This window comes from Bordetella tumulicola (genome assembly GCF_054779135.1).
Genome location: NZ_BAAGYU010000007.1, coordinates 1069809 through 1087828, shown reverse-complemented (window position 1 = coordinate 1087828; position 18020 = coordinate 1069809). Strand labels below are relative to the sequence as shown.

Annotated in this window: 15 protein-coding genes; 14 read left to right on the top strand and 1 reads right to left on the bottom strand. The window is 59.9% G+C overall.

Features of this window, described 5'->3' with window-relative positions:
• Positions 1-19: 19 nt before the first annotated feature.
• Complete coding sequence (locus tag ACYVDM_RS13395) at positions 20-1189, top strand: BamA/TamA family outer membrane protein (protein ID WP_415785015.1); 1170 nt, start codon at positions 20-22, stop codon at positions 1187-1189.
• Positions 1190-1238: 49 nt separating this feature from the next.
• Here ACYVDM_RS13395 and ACYVDM_RS13390 read toward each other — a convergent pair whose 3' ends face one another.
• Positions 1239-2216 carry a helix-turn-helix transcriptional regulator gene (locus ACYVDM_RS13390; protein WP_415785017.1) on the bottom strand — a complete coding sequence of 326 codons (978 nt, stop codon included), beginning with the start codon at positions 2214-2216 and terminating at the stop codon, positions 1239-1241.
• Between ACYVDM_RS13390 and ACYVDM_RS13385 the strand changes: the two genes are divergently transcribed.
• From ACYVDM_RS13385 to ACYVDM_RS13325, 13 genes are all read left to right on the top strand, one after another.
• Positions 2215-2583, top strand: a complete 369-nt coding sequence (locus tag ACYVDM_RS13385; protein ID WP_415785019.1) for an H-NS histone family protein — start codon at positions 2215-2217, stop codon at positions 2581-2583. The genes ACYVDM_RS13390 and ACYVDM_RS13385 overlap by 2 nt on opposite strands.
• A gap of 180 nt (positions 2584-2763) precedes the next feature.
• Complete coding sequence (locus tag ACYVDM_RS13380; RefSeq protein WP_415785021.1) at positions 2764-4011, top strand: Hint domain-containing protein; 1248 nt, start codon at positions 2764-2766, stop codon at positions 4009-4011.
• Positions 4012-4160: 149 nt separating this feature from the next.
• Positions 4161-5306, top strand: a complete 1146-nt coding sequence (locus ACYVDM_RS13375; RefSeq protein WP_415785023.1) for a formylglycine-generating enzyme family protein — start codon at positions 4161-4163, stop codon at positions 5304-5306.
• Between the two features lie 56 nt (positions 5307-5362).
• Positions 5363-6331 (top strand): AAA family ATPase, encoded by a 969-nt coding sequence (locus ACYVDM_RS13370; RefSeq protein WP_415785025.1) that lies wholly within the window; start codon positions 5363-5365, stop codon positions 6329-6331.
• Between the two features lie 8 nt (positions 6332-6339).
• Positions 6340-7281 (top strand): DUF58 domain-containing protein, encoded by a 942-nt coding sequence (locus tag ACYVDM_RS13365; RefSeq protein WP_415785027.1) that lies wholly within the window; start codon positions 6340-6342, stop codon positions 7279-7281.
• Positions 7278-7781, top strand: coding sequence for a DUF4381 domain-containing protein (locus ACYVDM_RS13360; RefSeq protein ID WP_415785029.1), 504 nt, complete (start codon positions 7278-7280; stop codon positions 7779-7781). The genes ACYVDM_RS13365 and ACYVDM_RS13360 overlap by 4 nt, the downstream gene beginning before the upstream one ends.
• Positions 7768-8796, top strand: coding sequence for a vWA domain-containing protein (locus ACYVDM_RS13355; protein WP_460475399.1), 1029 nt, complete (start codon positions 7768-7770; stop codon positions 8794-8796). The genes ACYVDM_RS13360 and ACYVDM_RS13355 overlap by 14 nt, the downstream gene beginning before the upstream one ends.
• Positions 8781-10310 (top strand): vWA domain-containing protein, encoded by a 1530-nt coding sequence (locus tag ACYVDM_RS13350; RefSeq protein WP_415785033.1) that lies wholly within the window; start codon positions 8781-8783, stop codon positions 10308-10310. Before ACYVDM_RS13355 ends, ACYVDM_RS13350 begins: the two co-directional genes overlap by 16 nt.
• Positions 10307-11689 carry a hypothetical protein gene (locus ACYVDM_RS13345; RefSeq protein ID WP_415785035.1) on the top strand — a complete coding sequence of 461 codons (1383 nt, stop codon included), beginning with the start codon at positions 10307-10309 and terminating at the stop codon, positions 11687-11689. Before ACYVDM_RS13350 ends, ACYVDM_RS13345 begins: the two co-directional genes overlap by 4 nt.
• Entirely contained in the window at positions 11689-12723 is a 1035-nt protein-coding gene (locus ACYVDM_RS13340; RefSeq protein WP_415786973.1) for an HAD family hydrolase, read from the top strand. The genes ACYVDM_RS13345 and ACYVDM_RS13340 overlap by 1 nt, the downstream gene beginning before the upstream one ends.
• A gap of 45 nt (positions 12724-12768) precedes the next feature.
• Positions 12769-14403: an arylsulfatase gene (locus tag ACYVDM_RS13335; protein ID WP_415786975.1), complete on the top strand. Its 1635-nt coding sequence runs from the start codon at positions 12769-12771 to the stop codon at positions 14401-14403.
• Positions 14404-14467: 64 nt separating this feature from the next.
• Positions 14468-17020 carry a fused MFS/spermidine synthase gene (locus ACYVDM_RS13330; protein ID WP_415785037.1) on the top strand — a complete coding sequence of 851 codons (2553 nt, stop codon included), beginning with the start codon at positions 14468-14470 and terminating at the stop codon, positions 17018-17020.
• Positions 17021-17137: 117 nt separating this feature from the next.
• Entirely contained in the window at positions 17138-17929 is a 792-nt protein-coding gene (locus tag ACYVDM_RS13325) for a bestrophin-like domain (RefSeq protein WP_415785039.1), read from the top strand.
• Positions 17930-18020: the final 91 nt, after the last annotated feature.

The window sequence follows — 18020 nt, the reverse complement described above, 5'->3', positions numbered from 1 at the left end:
CAACTCGCCGGAGTCATACATGCCCGTCACAGCAGTCGCGACTGACCGCGTCTCCTCGGTAATCAAGTACGCTTTGATTCGTGTGCTGGCGCCGACTTACGCCATGATGCTTGCGGCGACTGCCATCGCTCAGCCGACTTCGTATACGGACCCGGAGGACGGCGCTTTCGATATGAGCGACTATCTGTTGAACCGCAAGGGTGTGTTCCCCGTACCGGTCATCATTACCGAGCCCGCTGTGGGCTTTGGTGGCGGGGCTATGCTCATGTATTTTTCGGAATCGCTCGCGGAAGCAGACGAAAAGGCTAAACAAGCAGGAGAGCCCGTCGCCCATCCCAATGTGACGGGGATAGGTGCGGTGGCGACCAGAAACGGCACGCGTGGCGGTGGCTTATTTCATACGCGTAGCTGGGACAACGATAGGTTCCGGTATATGGGGGCACTGGCACATGCCAAGGTCAACCTCGATTACTACGGGCCATTCAATCAAGGACGAGGCTACGAGCTGACGGGCACGTTCTTGGTACAGCAGCTCTTGACCCGGCTGGGTAAGTCGCGGTGGTACATCGGACCGCGCTACACGTATTTCAGATCCGATACCCGGGTTACCGGCCAACCCGCCGCCGAATTTGGGCTGGAGGACAAGAAACTCAGCGTGGGCAAGCTGGGTTTGGTGATCGACTACGACAGTCGAGACAACCTGTTTTATCCCACGAAAGGCAGCTATGCCGAAGTAGAAGCGCAGTTTGCCCGTGGCTGGCTGGGCGGCTCCAGATCGTTCGAAACCTATCGTGCGCGTGGCTTCACGTGGCTGCCGATTCACCCCAAATGGACACTCGGATTGCGTGTGGATGGCCAGACCACCCGCGGAGCAGTGCCGTTCTACGCGCAACCGTCGGTCAATCTGCGGGGTGTCTCAAGGGGCCGCTATCAGGACCAGACGGCCCTGGTGGCCGAGACGGAGCTGCGCTGGAACGTGACACCGCGCTGGTCGTTGCTGGGGTTTACCGGAATCGGTAAAGCCTACGGTCGATGGAAGTCATTCAGCGATGCTTCCAATGTATCCAGTGTCGGGGTGGGATTCCGGTATTTGATTGCCCGCAAATTGGGGCTGGCCGTCGGTATCGACGTCGCGCACAGCAAGGACCAGAACGCTTTTTATATCCAGATCGGCAGCGCCTGGCGGTAAGTCAGTGATATGGCCTATTAAGGGTAACGTTTATCGCACTGGGTGATGATTAGTTCACGCGGGAACGATTCAAGGTCTCGCTTGGCAATTCGCCAAATGTCTTTTGGTAATAGTGGGAAAACCGCGACATATGCCGAAAGCCCCATTTCATCGCCACCTCCGAAACGGTGCATGTTTGATCGCATGCCAGCAGGTCGCGTAACGCCCCATTTAGCCGTGCGGTCATAAACCAGCGGCCAGGTGTCATACCCACGCTGCGGCGAAAGATCAGTTGCAACGAACGCATGCTATATCCGCTACGTTTGGCGATATCCGCGAGGGCGACGTCGGCCTCCGTGCCGGCCAGTACCAGTCGCTCGCACGCGTTAATCAAATGATGATGACGCACCTCGATGGACGGCTTTCCTGATTTGCGCGAGGGTACTGCATCGAATAGGGCATCCACATAGCCGGCCAGTAGCGACCCGTATATCTCTTGGGCCAGATCAGACGTCATACCGCCAGTCGATTGAAGACGTCGCGCGAGATTCAGGGCATCGTCGGTAATACGGGTTAATGCGCGTCTTCCGCCGACGGGCAGACGTATTGAGTAGGCGGCGGCTCGCAATAGTGTTAACGAGCGCCCCGTTCGCTCGATGGCCATCTTCTGCAGGCGCTCTTCCGGAACGACGAAATTCACCCAGCGAGACAGGCTTGCCGCGTGATACAGGAGCTCCACGCCCGCCGGATAAATTTGTATTTCCTCCGTGGCAATTTGCGTGGTGTTGATTCTGGTCGCGTCTGCGCCTTCAGCCATGAAACCAATGCAGATCGCGGTTTTCGGCATGCTTCCCCGAGCAATAACGGGAAAGTTATACCAGCCTGTCTCCAGTCTGATATCACCTAAGGTCAAGCGCTGATGCTTCATCGAGGTGCGCTTGGCGGACAAGAGGCGGTGCTCAAAACTCGTGCCATACACAACGTCGAAAGCCTGAGAGGGCTCGAAACCCGAATAGTAATGCTGTAAATAACTATTCTGAAACAACATGGCACAAACTCCCAGAAAGATTTCGTTTTTTGGATATCGCGCTGGCAAAGTTCGTAATACTTTAACTGAAAACAGCCGCAAGAATAGGTTTCAGCTTATGGCGAAAGACTATCGGCAGGTGAAAGCGCGCATACGTACGCTGGAGGCGGAGGCGGAGCGATTGCGTCGACAGGAGTTAAGAGGGCTCCTGGTCGAGATGCGTCGAAAGATTCGGGAATATGACATTTTGCCCGAGCAATTGTTTGGCCCGGATTTATCTGATTTTGTGAGATATCGACACCCGGAAACGGGGCAAACCTGGAACGGCAAAGGTCGGCCGCCCAATTGGATTCGAGGAAAAAATCGAGAACTTTTCTACGTGGAGTAAATAGCGTCAAGTCAAAAGAGCGCGTTGCTAAATGCCGACACGGAGTCCGCAGGTCTATAGGCATGATCGACTCTCCGCCAGGCAGAAAATCGAAGAAGCGAAAGTCCGAGTTTTGAAAGTGTGTGTTTTTAGTCTTGCGCCGTGGCACAAGGCGCGCCAATCAACAATAGAGGGATTGACATGGCAACGAACATCAGCTTGACGACTGAAGAACCATCATGGGCCTGGGACGCGGCGAGCACGGATCCGGACAATGCGTACAATTTTCAAATGGCGGCTGACGACGTCTCGGCCAGCTTCATCGGTTCCCCTGACTCCACTGCCAGCTTTGACGGTGCACATACCTTTTCGGTCTATGTCGAAGATACCAATCTGGACATCGGCCAGATGAACGGCGGGGCGGGTGATAGACCCTTCACCGTGCTGGTAGGACCCAATTCGAACACCAGCTTTGCGACGCTCCAGTCGCAATGGGAGAAAAACTTAACGATCGACTTTAGCGATGCCGCGGGCACAGGTAATGTGTCGATGAACATCGACCAACTTACAAACAACCCCGGTGACCTCATCACTGTCGAGGGCGCGGAAGGTGGTGCCTCCTTTACGTTTACATCGAGCGCCGGGACCCCGGTTCTGGATTCGCAGGCTACGACGTTGAGTGATGGCGTCCTGACTTTCTACGATGACAACGATGAAGTGCTTATCCAGGTAAATGCCCCGGACCTCACCTCAGAGGACCTGGCAAATTTTGAATACAGTGGCAGTACCGTCACGTTCGCGTGTTTTGTCCGAGGTACGTTGATTGCGACGCCGGATGGCCAAAAACGCGTGGAAGATTTCCAGGCGGGTGACCAGGTGCTGACCGCTAGCGGCGGTATTCGCACGGTAAAGTGGATCGGCCATCGTACCTTGTATGGGGCCTATATCCCCAAGCAGCACGCGAACCGTGCGTTTCCCGTACGGATCACTGCGGGAGCGCTGGCGCCGGAGGTTCCTGTTCGCGATTTATATGTGTCCCCGTATCACCACATGTATTTTGACGGGAAATTGGTCCCGGCGATGTTGCTTGTGAACGGCAAGACGATTATTCAGGATTTCTCACAAAAGAAATTTGAGTATTTCCATTTGGAACTGGACCAGTTTGACATTTTGATGGCCGAAGGCGCGGCATCGGAGTCATATGTTGATACGGGTAATCGTTCTATGTTCCAGAATGTGAACACCGTCACCTTGTTGGCAGACTTTGGTCCGCCGGCGGGTCGTCAATCGATGGGTGATTTTGAATTGGTGCGCAAAGGCCCCAAGCTGGCCGAGATATGCGATCGCTTGCTCAAGCGTGCTGAGCAGATCGAGGAAATCGTGCGCGTATCCGATTCAGATCCGACTGAACAAACGAATGAGCAGGTCAGCCTGCGAAAACAAGCCTGACAACAGCTTCAGTCGCATACACGCGAGTGTCGGTTCCCTTATCGAAGGGGTCGACATTCGCGGTCTGACGGTCGAGTTCTGCACTAATTTTCGCTATCACCGCGTCATTTGATGACGCCGCGTTTCTGAAACGGATGTGGGGTGGGCAAGTGAAACAGCAATTGAAAATCGGATTAACGGTCGCCGCAATTCTTGTCGCGGCGGGCGCGCTGGGGGCCTATGTGGCTCAGACACCCGCCTCGGATTCATCGGCCCCCATCGCCAAGCTCGGCGATGGTAAGTCGGGTCCTGTCGGTATGGCCTGGATTCCCGATGCCGAGTTCCTGATGGGTAATGAGCACAAGCTCTCGCAACCAAATGAGCGACCGGCTCACGAAGTTCGTGTGAGCGGTTTTTGGATGGATGTGCATGACGTCACGAACTCGGAGTTCCGGCGTTTTGTCGAGGCGACGGGCTACGTCACCACAGCCGAACAGAAACCGCGTTGGGAAGATCTGAAGCCCCAGTTGCCACCTGGCACCCCACGTCCGGACGACAGCTTGCTGGTACCGGGCGCGATGGTTTTTGTGGGCAGCGAATCAGAAATCTCGCTACGCGACTACACGCGCTGGTGGCAGTTCGTCCCGGGCGCCAGTTGGCGCCATCCACAAGGTCCAGGCAGCGATATCGAAGGCAAGGACGACCATCCCGTCGTTCAAGTGTCATATGAAGATGCGCAGGCTTATGCCAAATGGGCGGGCAAGCGTCTACCCACCGAAGCCGAATGGGAGTTCGCGGCGCGCGGCGGGCTGAACCAGGCCACCTATAGCTGGGGCAATGACCTGAGTCCGCAAGGCAAGCCCATGGCCAATATCTGGGACACGCAGCAGCAGCAGCCATTTCCGGTCGTCAAAGACGAAAAAATCCAGGTCGGTACTACGCCGGTCGGCAGTTTTCCGGCTAATGGTTATGGCCTATATGACATGGCCGGCAATGTCTGGCAATGGACCGCTGACTGGTATCGGTCGGACGCCTTTGCCATTCAGGCGCAGTATCGCCAACCGCCGCTCGATCCGGCCGGGCCCGCGTCGAGCTTTGATCCCGACGACGGCAATGTACCGGCTTCGGCGCCCAAGCGGGTGACGCGTGGCGGCTCGTTCCTGTGTAGCGATACCTATTGCATCAGCTATCGGGCTAGTGCCCGACGCGGTGCCGACCCTCTGAACGGCATGTCACACCTGGGTTTTCGCACGGTGATGACGCCGGAGCAATGGAAGGTGGTGCAAGCCCGCAAGGGCAGTGTCGCGAGTCGTTGATGTCAGGTCAGCCACCTTGTGGTGGGTGCAGGCAACAGTCATAAATAGGGAAGGGTATGGCGAATCGCGACGGTATTCTGGCGCTGGAGCAGGCGGTTGGCGCAGCTGTGTTGGGGCAATCGGAGGTCATCCATCATGTGTTGGTCGCGTTGCTGGCCGACGGGCATGTTCTGCTTGAGAGTCTGCCAGGTCTAGCCAAGACGCGTACGGTCAAGGCGTTGGCCTCACATCTGGCCGCCACGATGAGTCGCATTCAGTTCACGCCCGATCTGCTGCCTTCGGACATTACGGGCGCGGAGGTGTTGCAACAGGATGCCGACGGACGTCATCACATCGAGTTCCAGCAGGGCCCGTTGTTTGGCAATTTGGTCCTCGCGGATGAAATCAACCGCGCGCCCGCGAAAGTCCAGTCCGCGCTATTGGAGGCCATGGAAGAGCGGCAGATCACGGTCGGTGGTGTGACCCGGCCCATGCCCGAGCTGTTCATGGTGTTGGCTACGCAGAATCCCATCGAGCAGGAAGGCACGTATCCGCTACCGGAGGCCCAGATGGACCGCTTTCTCATGAAAATCCGGTTGGACTACCCGGGCGCCGAAGACGAGATGGCGATGCTGGCCTTATTGCGTGAGGGTTCGTCTGCCAGCGGCGCGGATGCGATGCGCCTGTCGCAAGAGGAGCTGTTCGCTTGCCGACGGGAGGCCGAGGCCTTGTACGTCGCGCCAGCCGTCGATCGCTACGTGGTGGATCTGGTCAACGCTACGCGACGACCGGCTGATTATGACGCGGATCTGGGGCGGTGGATACAAATCGGCGCCAGTCCACGGGGCGCCATTTCGCTGGATCGCGCCGCGCGCGCGCATGCGTGGCTGGCGGGAGCCGACTTTAGTTCGCCCGACGATGTACGTGCCGTTGCGCACGCGGTATTGCGTCACCGGCTGCATCTGTCATACGACGCGGTGGCGGATGGTATCACCGCCGAGCAGGTGATCGACCGCTTGCTGGACGTGGTGGCTGTGCCGGCCTAGGAACCCTCATGATGCGCCCCACACATCCCGTTCACCCGTCATTACATGAGTTGATGGCATTGGAAGGTGCTGTGGGCGGGTTGTCATTTCTGGCGCGCCAGCCGTTGAGCAGCGTACTGGCCGGTCAACATGGTTCTCGGTTGCGTGGGCGGGGTCTGGATTTTTCGGAGCTACGGCGCTATGTACCAGGTGATGATCTCCGGCAGCTAGATCCCCGCGCATCCTTGCGCTATGGCAAGCCGTACGTTCGTTCCTATACTGAAGAGCGTGATCGGCCGGCCATGATCTTGGTGGATCAGCGTATGAGCATGTTTTTTGGGTCGGTGCGATCCTTTAAATGTGCGGTCGCCGCGAGATTGGGCGCCATGGCCGCGTGGATGGCTTATCGCGCCGGCGACCGCGTAGGCGGACTCGTCTTCGCTGATGACGGCGTCCGGTCGGTCAAACCCTTGCGAAGCCGCGACCGTGTACGCGCGCTGCTGGCCGAGGTGACGCGTGCCAACGCCCAGTTGTCGGCCCAGCGGCCGGAACAACCCGTCGGCGCGCTATTGAATGCCGCATTGCGAGGCGCGTCGGCACATGCGCCGCATGACTGCCTGATATGCATCATTAGCGATTTCGCCGGCGCTGATGACGAGACCTTACGCTTGCTGCGCCGGTTGGCTGCCCATAACGATGTGCTGGCCGTATTGGTGTATGACCCGATGGCGCAGAACCTGCCCAAGCGCGGGCGGTTGGTGGTCACGCAAGGCGAACTGCAGTTGGAAATTGCTACGGGGCGGCAGCGAGAGCGTCAACCGCTAGCGGATTTTTTTAGCGGCCGTCTGCGTGATGTCGCGGATTTGTTGCGACGCAGCCAAGTGCCCTTGCTGTCGATCGACACGGCCGACGACGAACTCGGGCAACTGCGGCGCGAGCTGGGTCGGCAATGGTCCGGAGCACGCCCATGAATGACGCACTGCCGGGCCTGGATCAACTGCGCGAGCTGCCTTTGCCGGCGGCTATCTCGTATTGGCCCGCCACTTGGGGATGGGCGGTGGTGGCGATCGTGCTGTTAGCGGGCGGGGTCTGGTCGGCCGTTGCCATTGGACGCCGTCATTGCCGCAACCGGTACCGGCGTCAAGCGTTGGCGGAATTGGACCGTCTGACCCGCATCGTGAGCAAGACACCCCTTGAGGCACGTGCCTTGCCCGCACTGCTCAAGCGTACGGCGCTTGCCGCACAAGTCGAGGGGCAACAAGCACGGGTGGCGCCATTGAGCGGTAACGCGTGGTTGGCATACCTGAACCAGGACGCTGCGTCTCACCCATTTACCGATGATGCCGCGCGTTTGCTCGCCACACTGGCCTATGGCACGGATGCGACGGTGCAGTCGGTCGATCCCGCCGCGCTCGGTCGGCTCTTGGCGGCCAGTCGTCAATGGATGGAGCGCCATCATGTGGCGGCTTGAGTATCCGTGGGTGTTAGCCGTCGCGCCACTGGCGTTGATTTCCTATCGTTTGCTGCCCGCGTATGTGCAGGGCAGGGCGGCGTTACGGCTGCCGTTCTTCGATACGATGGCGCAGCTCACCGGGAAATCTCCGTCTCGCCCGGGGGTGAGCGCCGGCGGCGCTCAGTTGTGGCTGAACGTACTTGTCTGGCTGTTGTTGGTGCTCGCCTTGGCACGCCCGCAATGGGTGGAACCCCCGTTGACGCATACGGAACCCGTTCGCGACATTCTGCTTGCGGTCGATATTTCGCAATCGATGAGCAGCGACGATTTTCGGGATGCGCAAGGTCAGCGCGTATCACGTTGGAATGTCGTCAAGGCAGCGGTGGCCGACTTTATCGACAAGCGTCCTGATGATCGGCTCGGGCTCATCGTGTTCGGCACCGGCGCTTATCCCCAGGCGCCCTTGACGCGCGACCACGCATCGCTGCAGTTGTTGCTGGATCAGACGGCTGTCGGCATGGCCGGTCCGAATACGGCGGTCGGTGATGCGATCGGCCTGGGTATCCGTATGCTGGACGAGGCCAAGGAGCAGGACAAGGTGTTGATCCTGTTGACCGACGGCAAAGACACGGGAAGCGCCGTACCGCCATCGCGCGCCGCTACGTTAGCGGCGCAACACCATGTCACCGTGCACACCATTGGGTTTGGCGATCCCGAGTCGGGCGGCGAAGATCGGGTGGATTTCGATGCCTTGCGCGAGATTGCGACCAAAGCAGGCGGGCAGTTTTTCCTCGCTCAGGATGGCGACGCGCTGCAGGATGTCTACGCCACGCTGGACCACATTACGCCTCACGAGGTCAAGACGCTGCAACATCAGCCCAAGCGTGATTATTTCTGGGCGCCACTCGGTATCGCGCTGTGCCTGCTGGCGCTGTGGCACGGTGTAGCCGCGTTGTTTTCCTTACGGAACGGGCGCCAACACGGTGCGGACGCGATGTCGGACACGAAGGAGGCGACGTGGACATCGACCTGAGCGCCTTTCATTTTCTGCGACCGTGGTGGTTGGTGGTTTTGCCCGTCGCTGCGCTGCTTTGGTGGATGCGGCGCGGCGAGCGTGCAATGCCCGGGCGCGATAGCCAGATTGCGCCCAGCCTGTTGCCCTATTTGCTGGTGCGGGCCCCTGGCAGCCGCGGCCCAAGACCTATTGATCTGCTGGCGTTGATGGTCGCCGCGAGCGGGATAGCCGCCGCCGGGCCCGCGTGGCAGCGCGACGAACCCGCCTTTCTGGACAATGTTGCGCCGCTGATCGTCGCCGTGGATCTGTCCGCGTCGATGGACCACGCCGATGTGCCGCCCTCCCGGCTTGAGGCGGCCAAACACACATTGCGCGACCTGGCAGTGCGCCGAGCCGGGGCGAAGACGGGCCTGATTGCCTATGCGGGCAGCAGCCACTTGGTATTGCCACCCACGGACGATACGAGTTTGCTGGATCTGTTTGCGCAGGCACTATCCATCGATCTGATCGACCGACAGGGCAGGGATGCGGCCGGCGCCATCGCGTTGGGCGCGCGTGTGCTGGCGGCGGAGCGCGCGGGCGGGACATTGCTGCTGCTGACCGACGGCGCCGACGCGCAACAGCTCGACGCGGTGCAAAAGCAGGCCCAGGCGGCGCGCGACATGCAGGTGCTGGTCATGGCGGTCGGCCAGACCGGCCGCGGTCAGGCGGGCATCGACGCCGATGCCTTGCGTGATTTGGCGCAAGCAGCGGGTGCACCGCTGGGCAGCCTGACGGGCGGGCCCGATGATCTGGACTGGATCACGCTGCATGCGCAACAGCATTTCCGCGTGGTGCAAGACGCACAGCCCGGCGCCATTCACTGGAAGGACGCGGGTTATTGGCTATGCTGGCCGCTGGCGCTGCTCGCGTTGTTCGCTGTGCGGCGCGGCTGGCGGGTGACATGGAGCGCCTGCCTGGTGGCGGCAGTGATGTCGGGGGCACCGTTGGACGCACACGCGGGCGCCTGGGCAGATGCATTTTTGACCCCCGATCAGCAGGGGCGTCGGGCATTTGAACACGGTCATTATGACGAGGCGGCACAGCATTTTCGTGATCTTTATTGGAAGGGGCGGGCCGCCTATGAGGCCGGCGACTACCCGGCGGCGTTAACCGCGTTTTCCGACCTGGATACCGCCGACGGCTACTTTTACGTTGGCAATACGCAAACTCGCCTGCGTCAATATGATGCGGCGCTGGCTGCCTACGATCAGGCCTTGTCTATCAAACCGGGCTGGGAACCGGCGGTCGTGAATCGCGGGATTGTCGCGCGCCTGCTCGAGGCGATGAGCCAGGAGGATCAGGGCGACCAAGCCGAACCGCCGGACCGCAGCATTCAGGACAAGACCGCGCACGGCGGAAAAATGACCAAAGTGCCGGTGGCGCAAGCGACGTCCGAAGACGTCTGGCTGCGTAATCTGACAATATCGCCGGCGCGCTTTCTGCGCGGAAAATTCGCTGCCGAGGATGCGGCCCGAGGAGCCAAGCCATGATGCGTTGGCAACGTCTCCTGCAGGCAATCGCCCTGACGCTCAGCATGACCACGATGGCGTGGGCAGACGACTCGCCGTCGTTGCGCGTCACGGCGCGCTTGCAGGATGCCGCGCAGGCACAGGTCGGCGGGACGGTGCAATTGGAACTGCAGGTCATGACCCCGACCTGGTTCACGCAACCGCCGCGGCTGCCGGAGCTGGAATTGCCGGGTGTGATTGTGACGCCCCCCTCGGGACACGGCGCGATCGTGCGAGACCAGCAGGACGGCGTGGCCTATAGCGGATTGCGCTACACCTATCTACTCAGCCCCACCGCCGCCGGAGCGTTGCACGTGCCGGCGCTGACCGTGAGTGCTCAAGTCGGACCCGGGGGCAGCGCTGTCACCGCCAGTAGCGAGCCCATGGATTTCAATGTAGGCGGGGGCAGCGGCGTGGCGGGTGACGTCGCCGCCGCTGAGTTGACCATTACCCAGGACTACGCGCTTGAGCCTGATCCTCTTGTCAAAGGCGGGCGCGTGACGCGCAGTATCACGCAACGGGCCCAAGGCATGCAGGCGATGCTACTGCCCGCCGCGCCCTTGGAGGACGTGGCCGGTTTCAAGCGCTATCCGCGCGAGCCTGAGGTCACCACCTTGACCGATACGCGTGGCGGCTTCATCGGCGGGCAGCGGATCGACCGCGCGGATTATGTGGCCGAGGAAACCGGCACGCTTCATTTGCCCGACGTGATCATGCAGTGGCGTGATGCGAGCAGCGGTCAGCGTGAACAGCAAGCATTGTCGGGACGCGAGTTTGTCGTGACGGTGAGTCCGCTGGTCGATCCGCCCTTTTCATTAACGGATGATCTTGCACAGTTGCGCCATGGCTTGCGTTGGGTGCTGCCTGTGGCGTGGCTGGCATGGGTGGTAGGAGGGGGGTTCGCCGCACTGATGATATGGCTGGGTTGGCCGTGGTGGCGGCGCGGTATACAAAAAATACGTCTACAGATCCAGCGGGCATCCGCGCGCAGAAAGGCCGGTGAGCCGTGGCATTGGCGCGTATGGCGTCGCGCGGCGAGCCGCGGCGCGGTTTCCGACACGGCATCCATCAGCGCCTTTTACCGGTGGTTGGGTGTCATCACCGGCGCCAGCGATATGCGTGCGGCCACCCGACAGCTGGATGCGCCGAATCGCCAGGCCGTTGAGACGGCATTACGCGCGGCCTACGGCAATCCGAATGGCGGGAAGCGGTGGCGGGCCGGTCTTGCCGCGGCTTCTCGACAATGGCGACGGCTATGGCGAACACGACAGAAACCTACGCCGGCCTATACGTTGCCCGCGGCAGTGAATCCGGTGCCCGTCGAGCAAACCGGTTCATTCAAGCAAACAGGAGCACGATGATGGGCAGATTCCCGACCGTAATGACGCGCCGATGGACGAAATGGCTAGGCGTCACCGCCATCGTGCTACTGATGACTGCGTGCGCGGGGCACGGTGCCCACTCGCGCCATGGCGAACTGCCATCCTGGAACGACGGCCCGTCGCGACAAGCGATCGTGGCGTTCGTGCAGGCCGTCACCGATGCCGATAGTCCGGATTTCGTCGAACCCGAAGAACGCATCGCCGTGTTCGACAACGACGGCACGCTTTGGAGCGAACAACCGTTGTACTTCCAGGTGATGTTCGCGCTGGATCGCGTCAAAGCCATGGCTCCCGCGCATCCCGAGTGGGCACGGCGCCAGCCATATAAGGCCGCGATCGCCGGAGATCAGGCCACGCTGGCTAAGTCCGGCCAGGCCGGGCTCATGAAGATCGTCGGTGTCACACACACCAATATGAGTGTCGGTGACTTTACGAAGAGCGTCACGGAATGGGCGAACGAGGCACGTCATCCTCGTTTCAATCAACGCTATGTCGACATGACGTACGCACCGATGCGTGAGCTGCTCACGTACTTGCGCGCCCGGGATTTCAAGACGTATATCGTGTCCGGCGGCGAAGTGGAGTTCATGCGCGCCTGGGCGCCGGCCGCCTACGGCATTCCACCCGAGCAGATTATCGGCACCACGTTTGTGACGACCTTCAATGATCAGAAGGGCACGCCCGTCCTGTGGCGGCAAGGCAAGCTTGAATTCAATGACGATGGGCCCGGAAAACCCGTGGCGATCCAGCGCTACATCGGTCGTCGCCCAATTCTGGCTTTCGGTAACTCCGATGGCGATTTGCAGATGCTGCAGTGGACGGTGGCGGGCGAGGGGCGGCGATTCGCGGGACTAGTGCATCACACCGATGCGCAGCGCGAATGGGCCTATGACAGGGAATCCAAAATCGGCCGCCTGGACAAGGCGCTGGACGAAGCCACGAGCAAAGGCTGGACAGTCGTAGACATGCAGACCGAATGGAATCAGGTGTACTCGTTCGAAAAAACGCAATAAGGCTTGATGTGGGACGTAACGCCCTTCGGGGTAAGGAGAGCAATGATGAGAGCACGACGATGGTTCGGAGCGGCAGTGGTGGCCGCGAGCGGACTGGTGATGATGGGAGGAGCGTCCGCGCAAACCCCGAGTTCACAGTCCAAACCGGCGGCGCAGGCTTCCGGCAAGAAACCCAATATTCTGGTGATATTTGGCGATGACATCGGCCAGACCAATATCAGTGCTTACGGCAAAGGTGTGGTTGGCTACACGACGCCCAACATTGACCGCATCGCCAAAGAAGGCATGATGTTTACCGATTACTACGCCGAGAACAGTTGCACGGCGGGGCGGTCGACATTCATCACCGGACAGGTACCCCGCCGTACGGGTCTGTCGAAAGTGGGCATGCCTGGTGCCCCGGTCGGCCTGCAAGATCGGGATATCACCATTGCCCAAGCCCTGAAGGGGCATGGCTATAACACCGCGCAGTTTGGCAAAAACCATCTGGGTGATCGCGATGAGTATCTGCCAACCAACCACGGGTTTGACGAGTTCTTTGGCAATCTGTATCACCTGAATGCCGAGGAGGAGCCAGAACGTCCGTACTGGCCCAAGGACTCGAAGGATCAGATCATCGCATCCTATCAACCGCGTGGCGTCATCAAGGCTTCCGCTGACGGCAAGATCGAGGATACAGGCGCGTTGACGAGCAAGCGGATGGAAACCATCGACGACGAGACCGTTGGCGCCGCCCTGGATTATCTGGACAAGCATGGCAAGGATGAAAAACCGTTCTTTGTGTGGATGAACACCACCCGCATGCACGTGTATACGCATATACGGAAGGAACATCAGGGCAAGAGCGGTATGCCGGGCAACGACTACGCCGATGGCATGTGGGAACATGACCAGGATGTCGGTAAATTACTGAAGAAGCTCGACGATCTGGGGATTGCGGACGATACCATCGTGGTTTACACGACAGACAACGGTCCCAATCAGTTCAGTTGGCCCGATGCGGCGACGACGCCATTCCGTAACGAGAAAAACTCGAACTGGGAAGGCGCCTATCGGGTCCCGGCCATGATCCGTTGGCCGGGGCACATACCGGAGGGTGTCGTCAAGACCGGGCTGATGTCGGGACTGGACTGGTTCCCGACTTTGTTGGCGGCGATCGGTGATACCGATGTCAAGGACCGACTATTGAAGGGGTGGACGCCAGACGGGGCCAGCAAGAGTTTTAAGGTACACCTGGACGGCTATAACCAACTCGACTACCTGACGGGCCAGAGCGACGATAGCGCGCGCAGGGAGTTCTATTACTTCAATGACGATGGCATGTTGGTCGCCATGCGTTACAACAACTGGAAGGCCGTTTTTTGCGAGCAGCGCGCACCGGGTGGATTCGATGTATGGAAAGACCCCTTCGTTTGCTTGCGCGTGCCGAAGTTGTTCAATCTGCGCATGGATCCCTACGAGCGCGCCGATACCGTTTCAAACCAATACTATGACTGGCTGGTGAAGAACGACTATCTGGTGCTCATGGCATCGATGAAGGCGGCGGAATTCTTGCAGACTTTCGTCGAATGGCCACCGAGCCAGCGTCCCGCTTCCTTTAGCGTCGACCAGGTGCAAGCCGAAGTCGATCGGAAAGTAGAGCAGTATTTCGAAGAGGCAGCGAAAAAGCAGGGTAAGTAAGTAGACACGGCGCGGGCGTGGCATCCGCCATGCCCGCTGCCTACGAATTTCTCTGGATGGATGCATGAGTAACAATATGAGCTTGTCCACGCGCGCGCCGGCGGATGTTCCCCAAGCCGGCACGCCACCGTTGTCGTCGACGGGACTTGCCGCGCCATCCCTTTTGCTGGCGCTGTCGGGTATGGCGGCGCTGATTTTCCAGATTCTCTGGATCAAACAACTGTCGTTGATTGTCGGCGTGGAAGTGCACGCTATCGCCGTCGCAGTCAGCGCGTTTTTTCTTGGGCTGGCCGCGGGTAGTTGGTGGCTGGGTCGTCGGGCCGATCGGGTTGAACGGCCTTTGCGCTTGTACGTCCTGATCGAAATTGGCATTGCGGCGGTTGCTGTCGTCGTAACCCAAGTGTTGGCGCACGGCGCGTTGCCCTTCGCGCGAGTCGAACAGACCAGTCCCGTGCTGGCCTGGCTTGCTGTATTCCTTATTATCGGTGCCGCGCCGTTTCTGATGGGGGGCACGCTACCCGTGTTGTTGCGTGCCACCGGCGCGGCGAGAGTCGGGCGGGCGGGTGCCATGTTGTATGCGGCTAACACCAGTGGCGCGATTATCGGCGCGCTATTACCCGCATTTGTCCTGATTCCCGCCGTGGGAGTACAGCGAACGGCGTGGGCAGCGGCGGGCTTGAATCTTGCGGCGGCCCTGGGTGCCTGGATATTGGATCGACACCATCGGTCGGCCAATGACATCCCCGCGGCATCCGTTGCAGGCCACGAGCGTCAGTCGTTACCCGCCCGCGCATGGCTGGCAATTGGGCTGTACACCGTGGCAGGCGCCATTGCCCTGGGCTACGAGGTGTTGTGGTCGCAAATGATCGTGCCCTTCATGAGCACGCGCGCCTTTGCTTTTTCTATCGTACTCGCCGTTTATTTGGCCGGGTTGGCCATCGGGTCAGCGCTGTATGGACGCTATGAATCGCGTTTAGGCAGTCCGTGGCGGGTATTCGGGCTGTTGATCGCATGTGCCGGTGTGTTTGCGCTGGCGGAGGCCGCTCTGCTGGGGCGCTGGCTGGTCGATGTCCAGAGCTATGCCGAAGTCTTGGTAGCCGGCCCAACGGGTGGCGGCCTGGCGGGCATGAGCGCGCGCTTTGCGGTGGCAGCCTGCACGATCGTGCTGCTGCCGACGCTATTGCTCGGCGCGGCGTTCCCGGCCGTGTTACGCATAGTCGTGCCCGCTGAGCAGCGTGGACGTGGGGCGGGCGCGGTATTGGCGGGCAATACGCTAGGCGGCATTGTCGGCACGGCGCTCACCGCCTTTGTCCTGCTGCCGCAGTTGGGCACCCTACGCAGTCTGGTGCTGCTGGCCGCCGCGGCCTGCGGCATCGGCGTGATCGCTGTCTGGCAGGCCCGGCCCGCCGTCACCATGGCGCGCGCGATGACGATCACATTGACCGTCGCCGTGTTGATCGTCGGCTGGTCGCTGCCCACAGACCATCTTGCACGCTTGCTCCCGGGCGCGCAGGGTAAGGATCTGGTTTTCTACGAAGAGAATCACGGTGGCACCGTGGCCGTGGTGGAAAGCGGGGAGGGCGATCATCGTTTTCGGCGGCTGTATATACAGGGCGTCTCGAACTCGGGCGACGCCATGCCCTCCTTGCGCTACATGCGCTTGCAGGCCTTGCTACCGCTCATCATGCATGCGGGTGAGCCACGCTCCGCATTGGTTATCGGCTACGGTACCGGCATTACCGCGGGCGCCTTGTCGCGCTTTCCGGGCTTGGAACACCGGGTCGTGGCAGAGCTTCTGCCCGGCGTGCTGCATGCCGCTCCTTTGTTCAGGGGGACGTACGATGCCGTACAGGATCCCGGTCTGGATATCCGCGTGCGCGACGGCCGGCGCGAGCTCCTGGTCAGCACGGACGCCTATGACCTGATCACTCTGGAGCCGCCACCACCCTCCGCTGCGGGTGTGGTGAATCTGTACTCCAGGGATTTCTATACTCTGGCCGCGTCCCGCCTGAATCCTCATGGCGTCGTGGCGCAATGGCTACCTCTACCCACCCAGAACCTGGACGATACCCGCGCCTTGGTGGCGAGCTTCATCGATGTTTTCCCGCATGCCTCGCTCTGGACGACCGAGCTGCATGAAATGCTATTGGTGGGGTCGATGGATCCCTTGCCGCTGGATGTGGCCCGTATCGCCGAAAGGTACGTCAAACCCGCGACACGATCCGCCTTGGCGGAAGTCGGGATTCTCTCGCCAGCGGCGCTACTGGCGACCTGGGTCACCGATCGTGACGGCCTGGTACGTTTTGCGGGACCGGCACCTTTGGTCACCGACGATTTTCCGGCGATCGAGTACGCCACGTGGGTACGGCCTCGCGAGATCGTCCGTACCTTACCCGCACTGCTCGAGTTACGTGACTTACCCCCGGTGCAAGGGGGGTCTGAAGCCTTGATGGCCGAGATTCGCGGTGAGCGCGAACAACTGGATTTGTTTTATCGCAGTGCCCTGGCGGCCTACCGAGGGGATCGTCAGGAGTGGGCGAGCCATGCCGCCACACTGGCGCAGGTGGGGCAGGGAAATCCGTATTTGCGGTGGTTTATCGGGAGTCAAGCCGAATAGTCGGCGACGGTATCAATCTGAAGTTCAATGACGAGGTGGATACGAGGCAAAAAAATCAAAAACCTGTTCTGTTTTCATGGCGTGTCTGGTTGTGAACCTCTTTGCGCGTGGTGATATATGAACTTCTCATTGATGCTTATTAGTTTGGCCGTATTGTTTTTCTTTCTGTTGTTTGGTGCCATCCACCTTGGGCGTTATCTCGGAAAGTCGCATGGTGATACGGAAGAAGACTCGGGTCGTGTGGGTGCGGCGGCCATCGAGGCCTCAGTCTTTGCTTTACTGGGTCTGTTGGTGGCGTTCACCTTTTCGGGCGCCGCCCAGCGTATGGCGGAACGGCGCAATCTGATTGTCGAGGAGGTCAACGCCGTCGGAACGGCGTGGCTGCGTGTCGATCTTGTCAATGCTTCTGATCAACCTCAATTGCGCGCGCAATTTCGCCAATATGTCGACGAACGCATCAACTACCTGCAGCATGTCGCCGACTTCGAGCGACGTGATCAGATCGCGAACACCATAGCGGCTATCCAGAAAGACCTGTGGGCTACCTCTATGCAAGCCGCGACACGCAGCACCCCAGCCTTTGCGGCGTCGTACGCGAGCGCCGTTAACGAAATGTTCGATGTCGCCACGAGCCTGACCGTCGCACAGAAAGTGCATCCGCCGACGGTGACCTATTTGTTTCTTTGCTTTTTGGCATTGGTTTGCGGCTGCTTTGTCGGCCTGAATCTCGCCAACACAAAGCAGGGCAGTCTGATCCATCAACTGCTGTATGCGTTGGTGATGACCACCGCCCTATACATCATCGTCGATTTCGAGTTTCCCCGTATTGGCACGATACGCATCGATCAAGGCGATGCATTGCTGATCGCTCAGCGGCAGGCGATGAACGATCCCGTGGGGGGTAGGTAAATAGTTTTTCGAAGGAAAGTGACTATTGCCTGAACGCTATGCGTATTTTGATTGCGAGGACGAGATGTTTGGCTGGCAAGCGATACCGGTA

What these genes read in the sequence shown, in the direction of transcription:
- ACYVDM_RS13365 (WP_415785027.1), top strand. Translation starts at nt 6,340, where the DNA reads ATGATGCGCCCCACACATCCCGTTCACCCGTCATTACATGAGTTGATG.
- ACYVDM_RS13355 (WP_460475399.1), top strand. Translation starts at nt 7,768, where the DNA reads ATGTGGCGGCTTGAGTATCCGTGGGTGTTAGCCGTCGCGCCACTGGCG.
- ACYVDM_RS13390 (WP_415785017.1), bottom strand. Translation starts at nt 2,216, where the DNA reads ATGTTGTTTCAGAATAGTTATTTACAGCATTACTATTCGGGTTTCGAG.
- ACYVDM_RS13385 (WP_415785019.1), top strand. Translation starts at nt 2,215, where the DNA reads ATGGCACAAACTCCCAGAAAGATTTCGTTTTTTGGATATCGCGCTGGC.
- ACYVDM_RS13380 (WP_415785021.1), top strand. Translation starts at nt 2,764, where the DNA reads ATGGCAACGAACATCAGCTTGACGACTGAAGAACCATCATGGGCCTGG.
- ACYVDM_RS13340 (WP_415786973.1), top strand. Translation starts at nt 11,689, where the DNA reads ATGGGCAGATTCCCGACCGTAATGACGCGCCGATGGACGAAATGGCTA.
- ACYVDM_RS13335 (WP_415786975.1), top strand. Translation starts at nt 12,769, where the DNA reads ATGAGAGCACGACGATGGTTCGGAGCGGCAGTGGTGGCCGCGAGCGGA.
- ACYVDM_RS13395 (WP_415785015.1), top strand. Translation starts at nt 20, where the DNA reads ATGCCCGTCACAGCAGTCGCGACTGACCGCGTCTCCTCGGTAATCAAG.
- ACYVDM_RS13325 (WP_415785039.1), top strand. Translation starts at nt 17,138, where the DNA reads ATGAACTTCTCATTGATGCTTATTAGTTTGGCCGTATTGTTTTTCTTT.
- ACYVDM_RS13360 (WP_415785029.1), top strand. Translation starts at nt 7,278, where the DNA reads ATGAATGACGCACTGCCGGGCCTGGATCAACTGCGCGAGCTGCCTTTG.
- ACYVDM_RS13330 (WP_415785037.1), top strand. Translation starts at nt 14,468, where the DNA reads ATGAGTAACAATATGAGCTTGTCCACGCGCGCGCCGGCGGATGTTCCC.
- ACYVDM_RS13345 (WP_415785035.1), top strand. Translation starts at nt 10,307, where the DNA reads ATGATGCGTTGGCAACGTCTCCTGCAGGCAATCGCCCTGACGCTCAGC.
- ACYVDM_RS13370 (WP_415785025.1), top strand. Translation starts at nt 5,363, where the DNA reads ATGGCGAATCGCGACGGTATTCTGGCGCTGGAGCAGGCGGTTGGCGCA.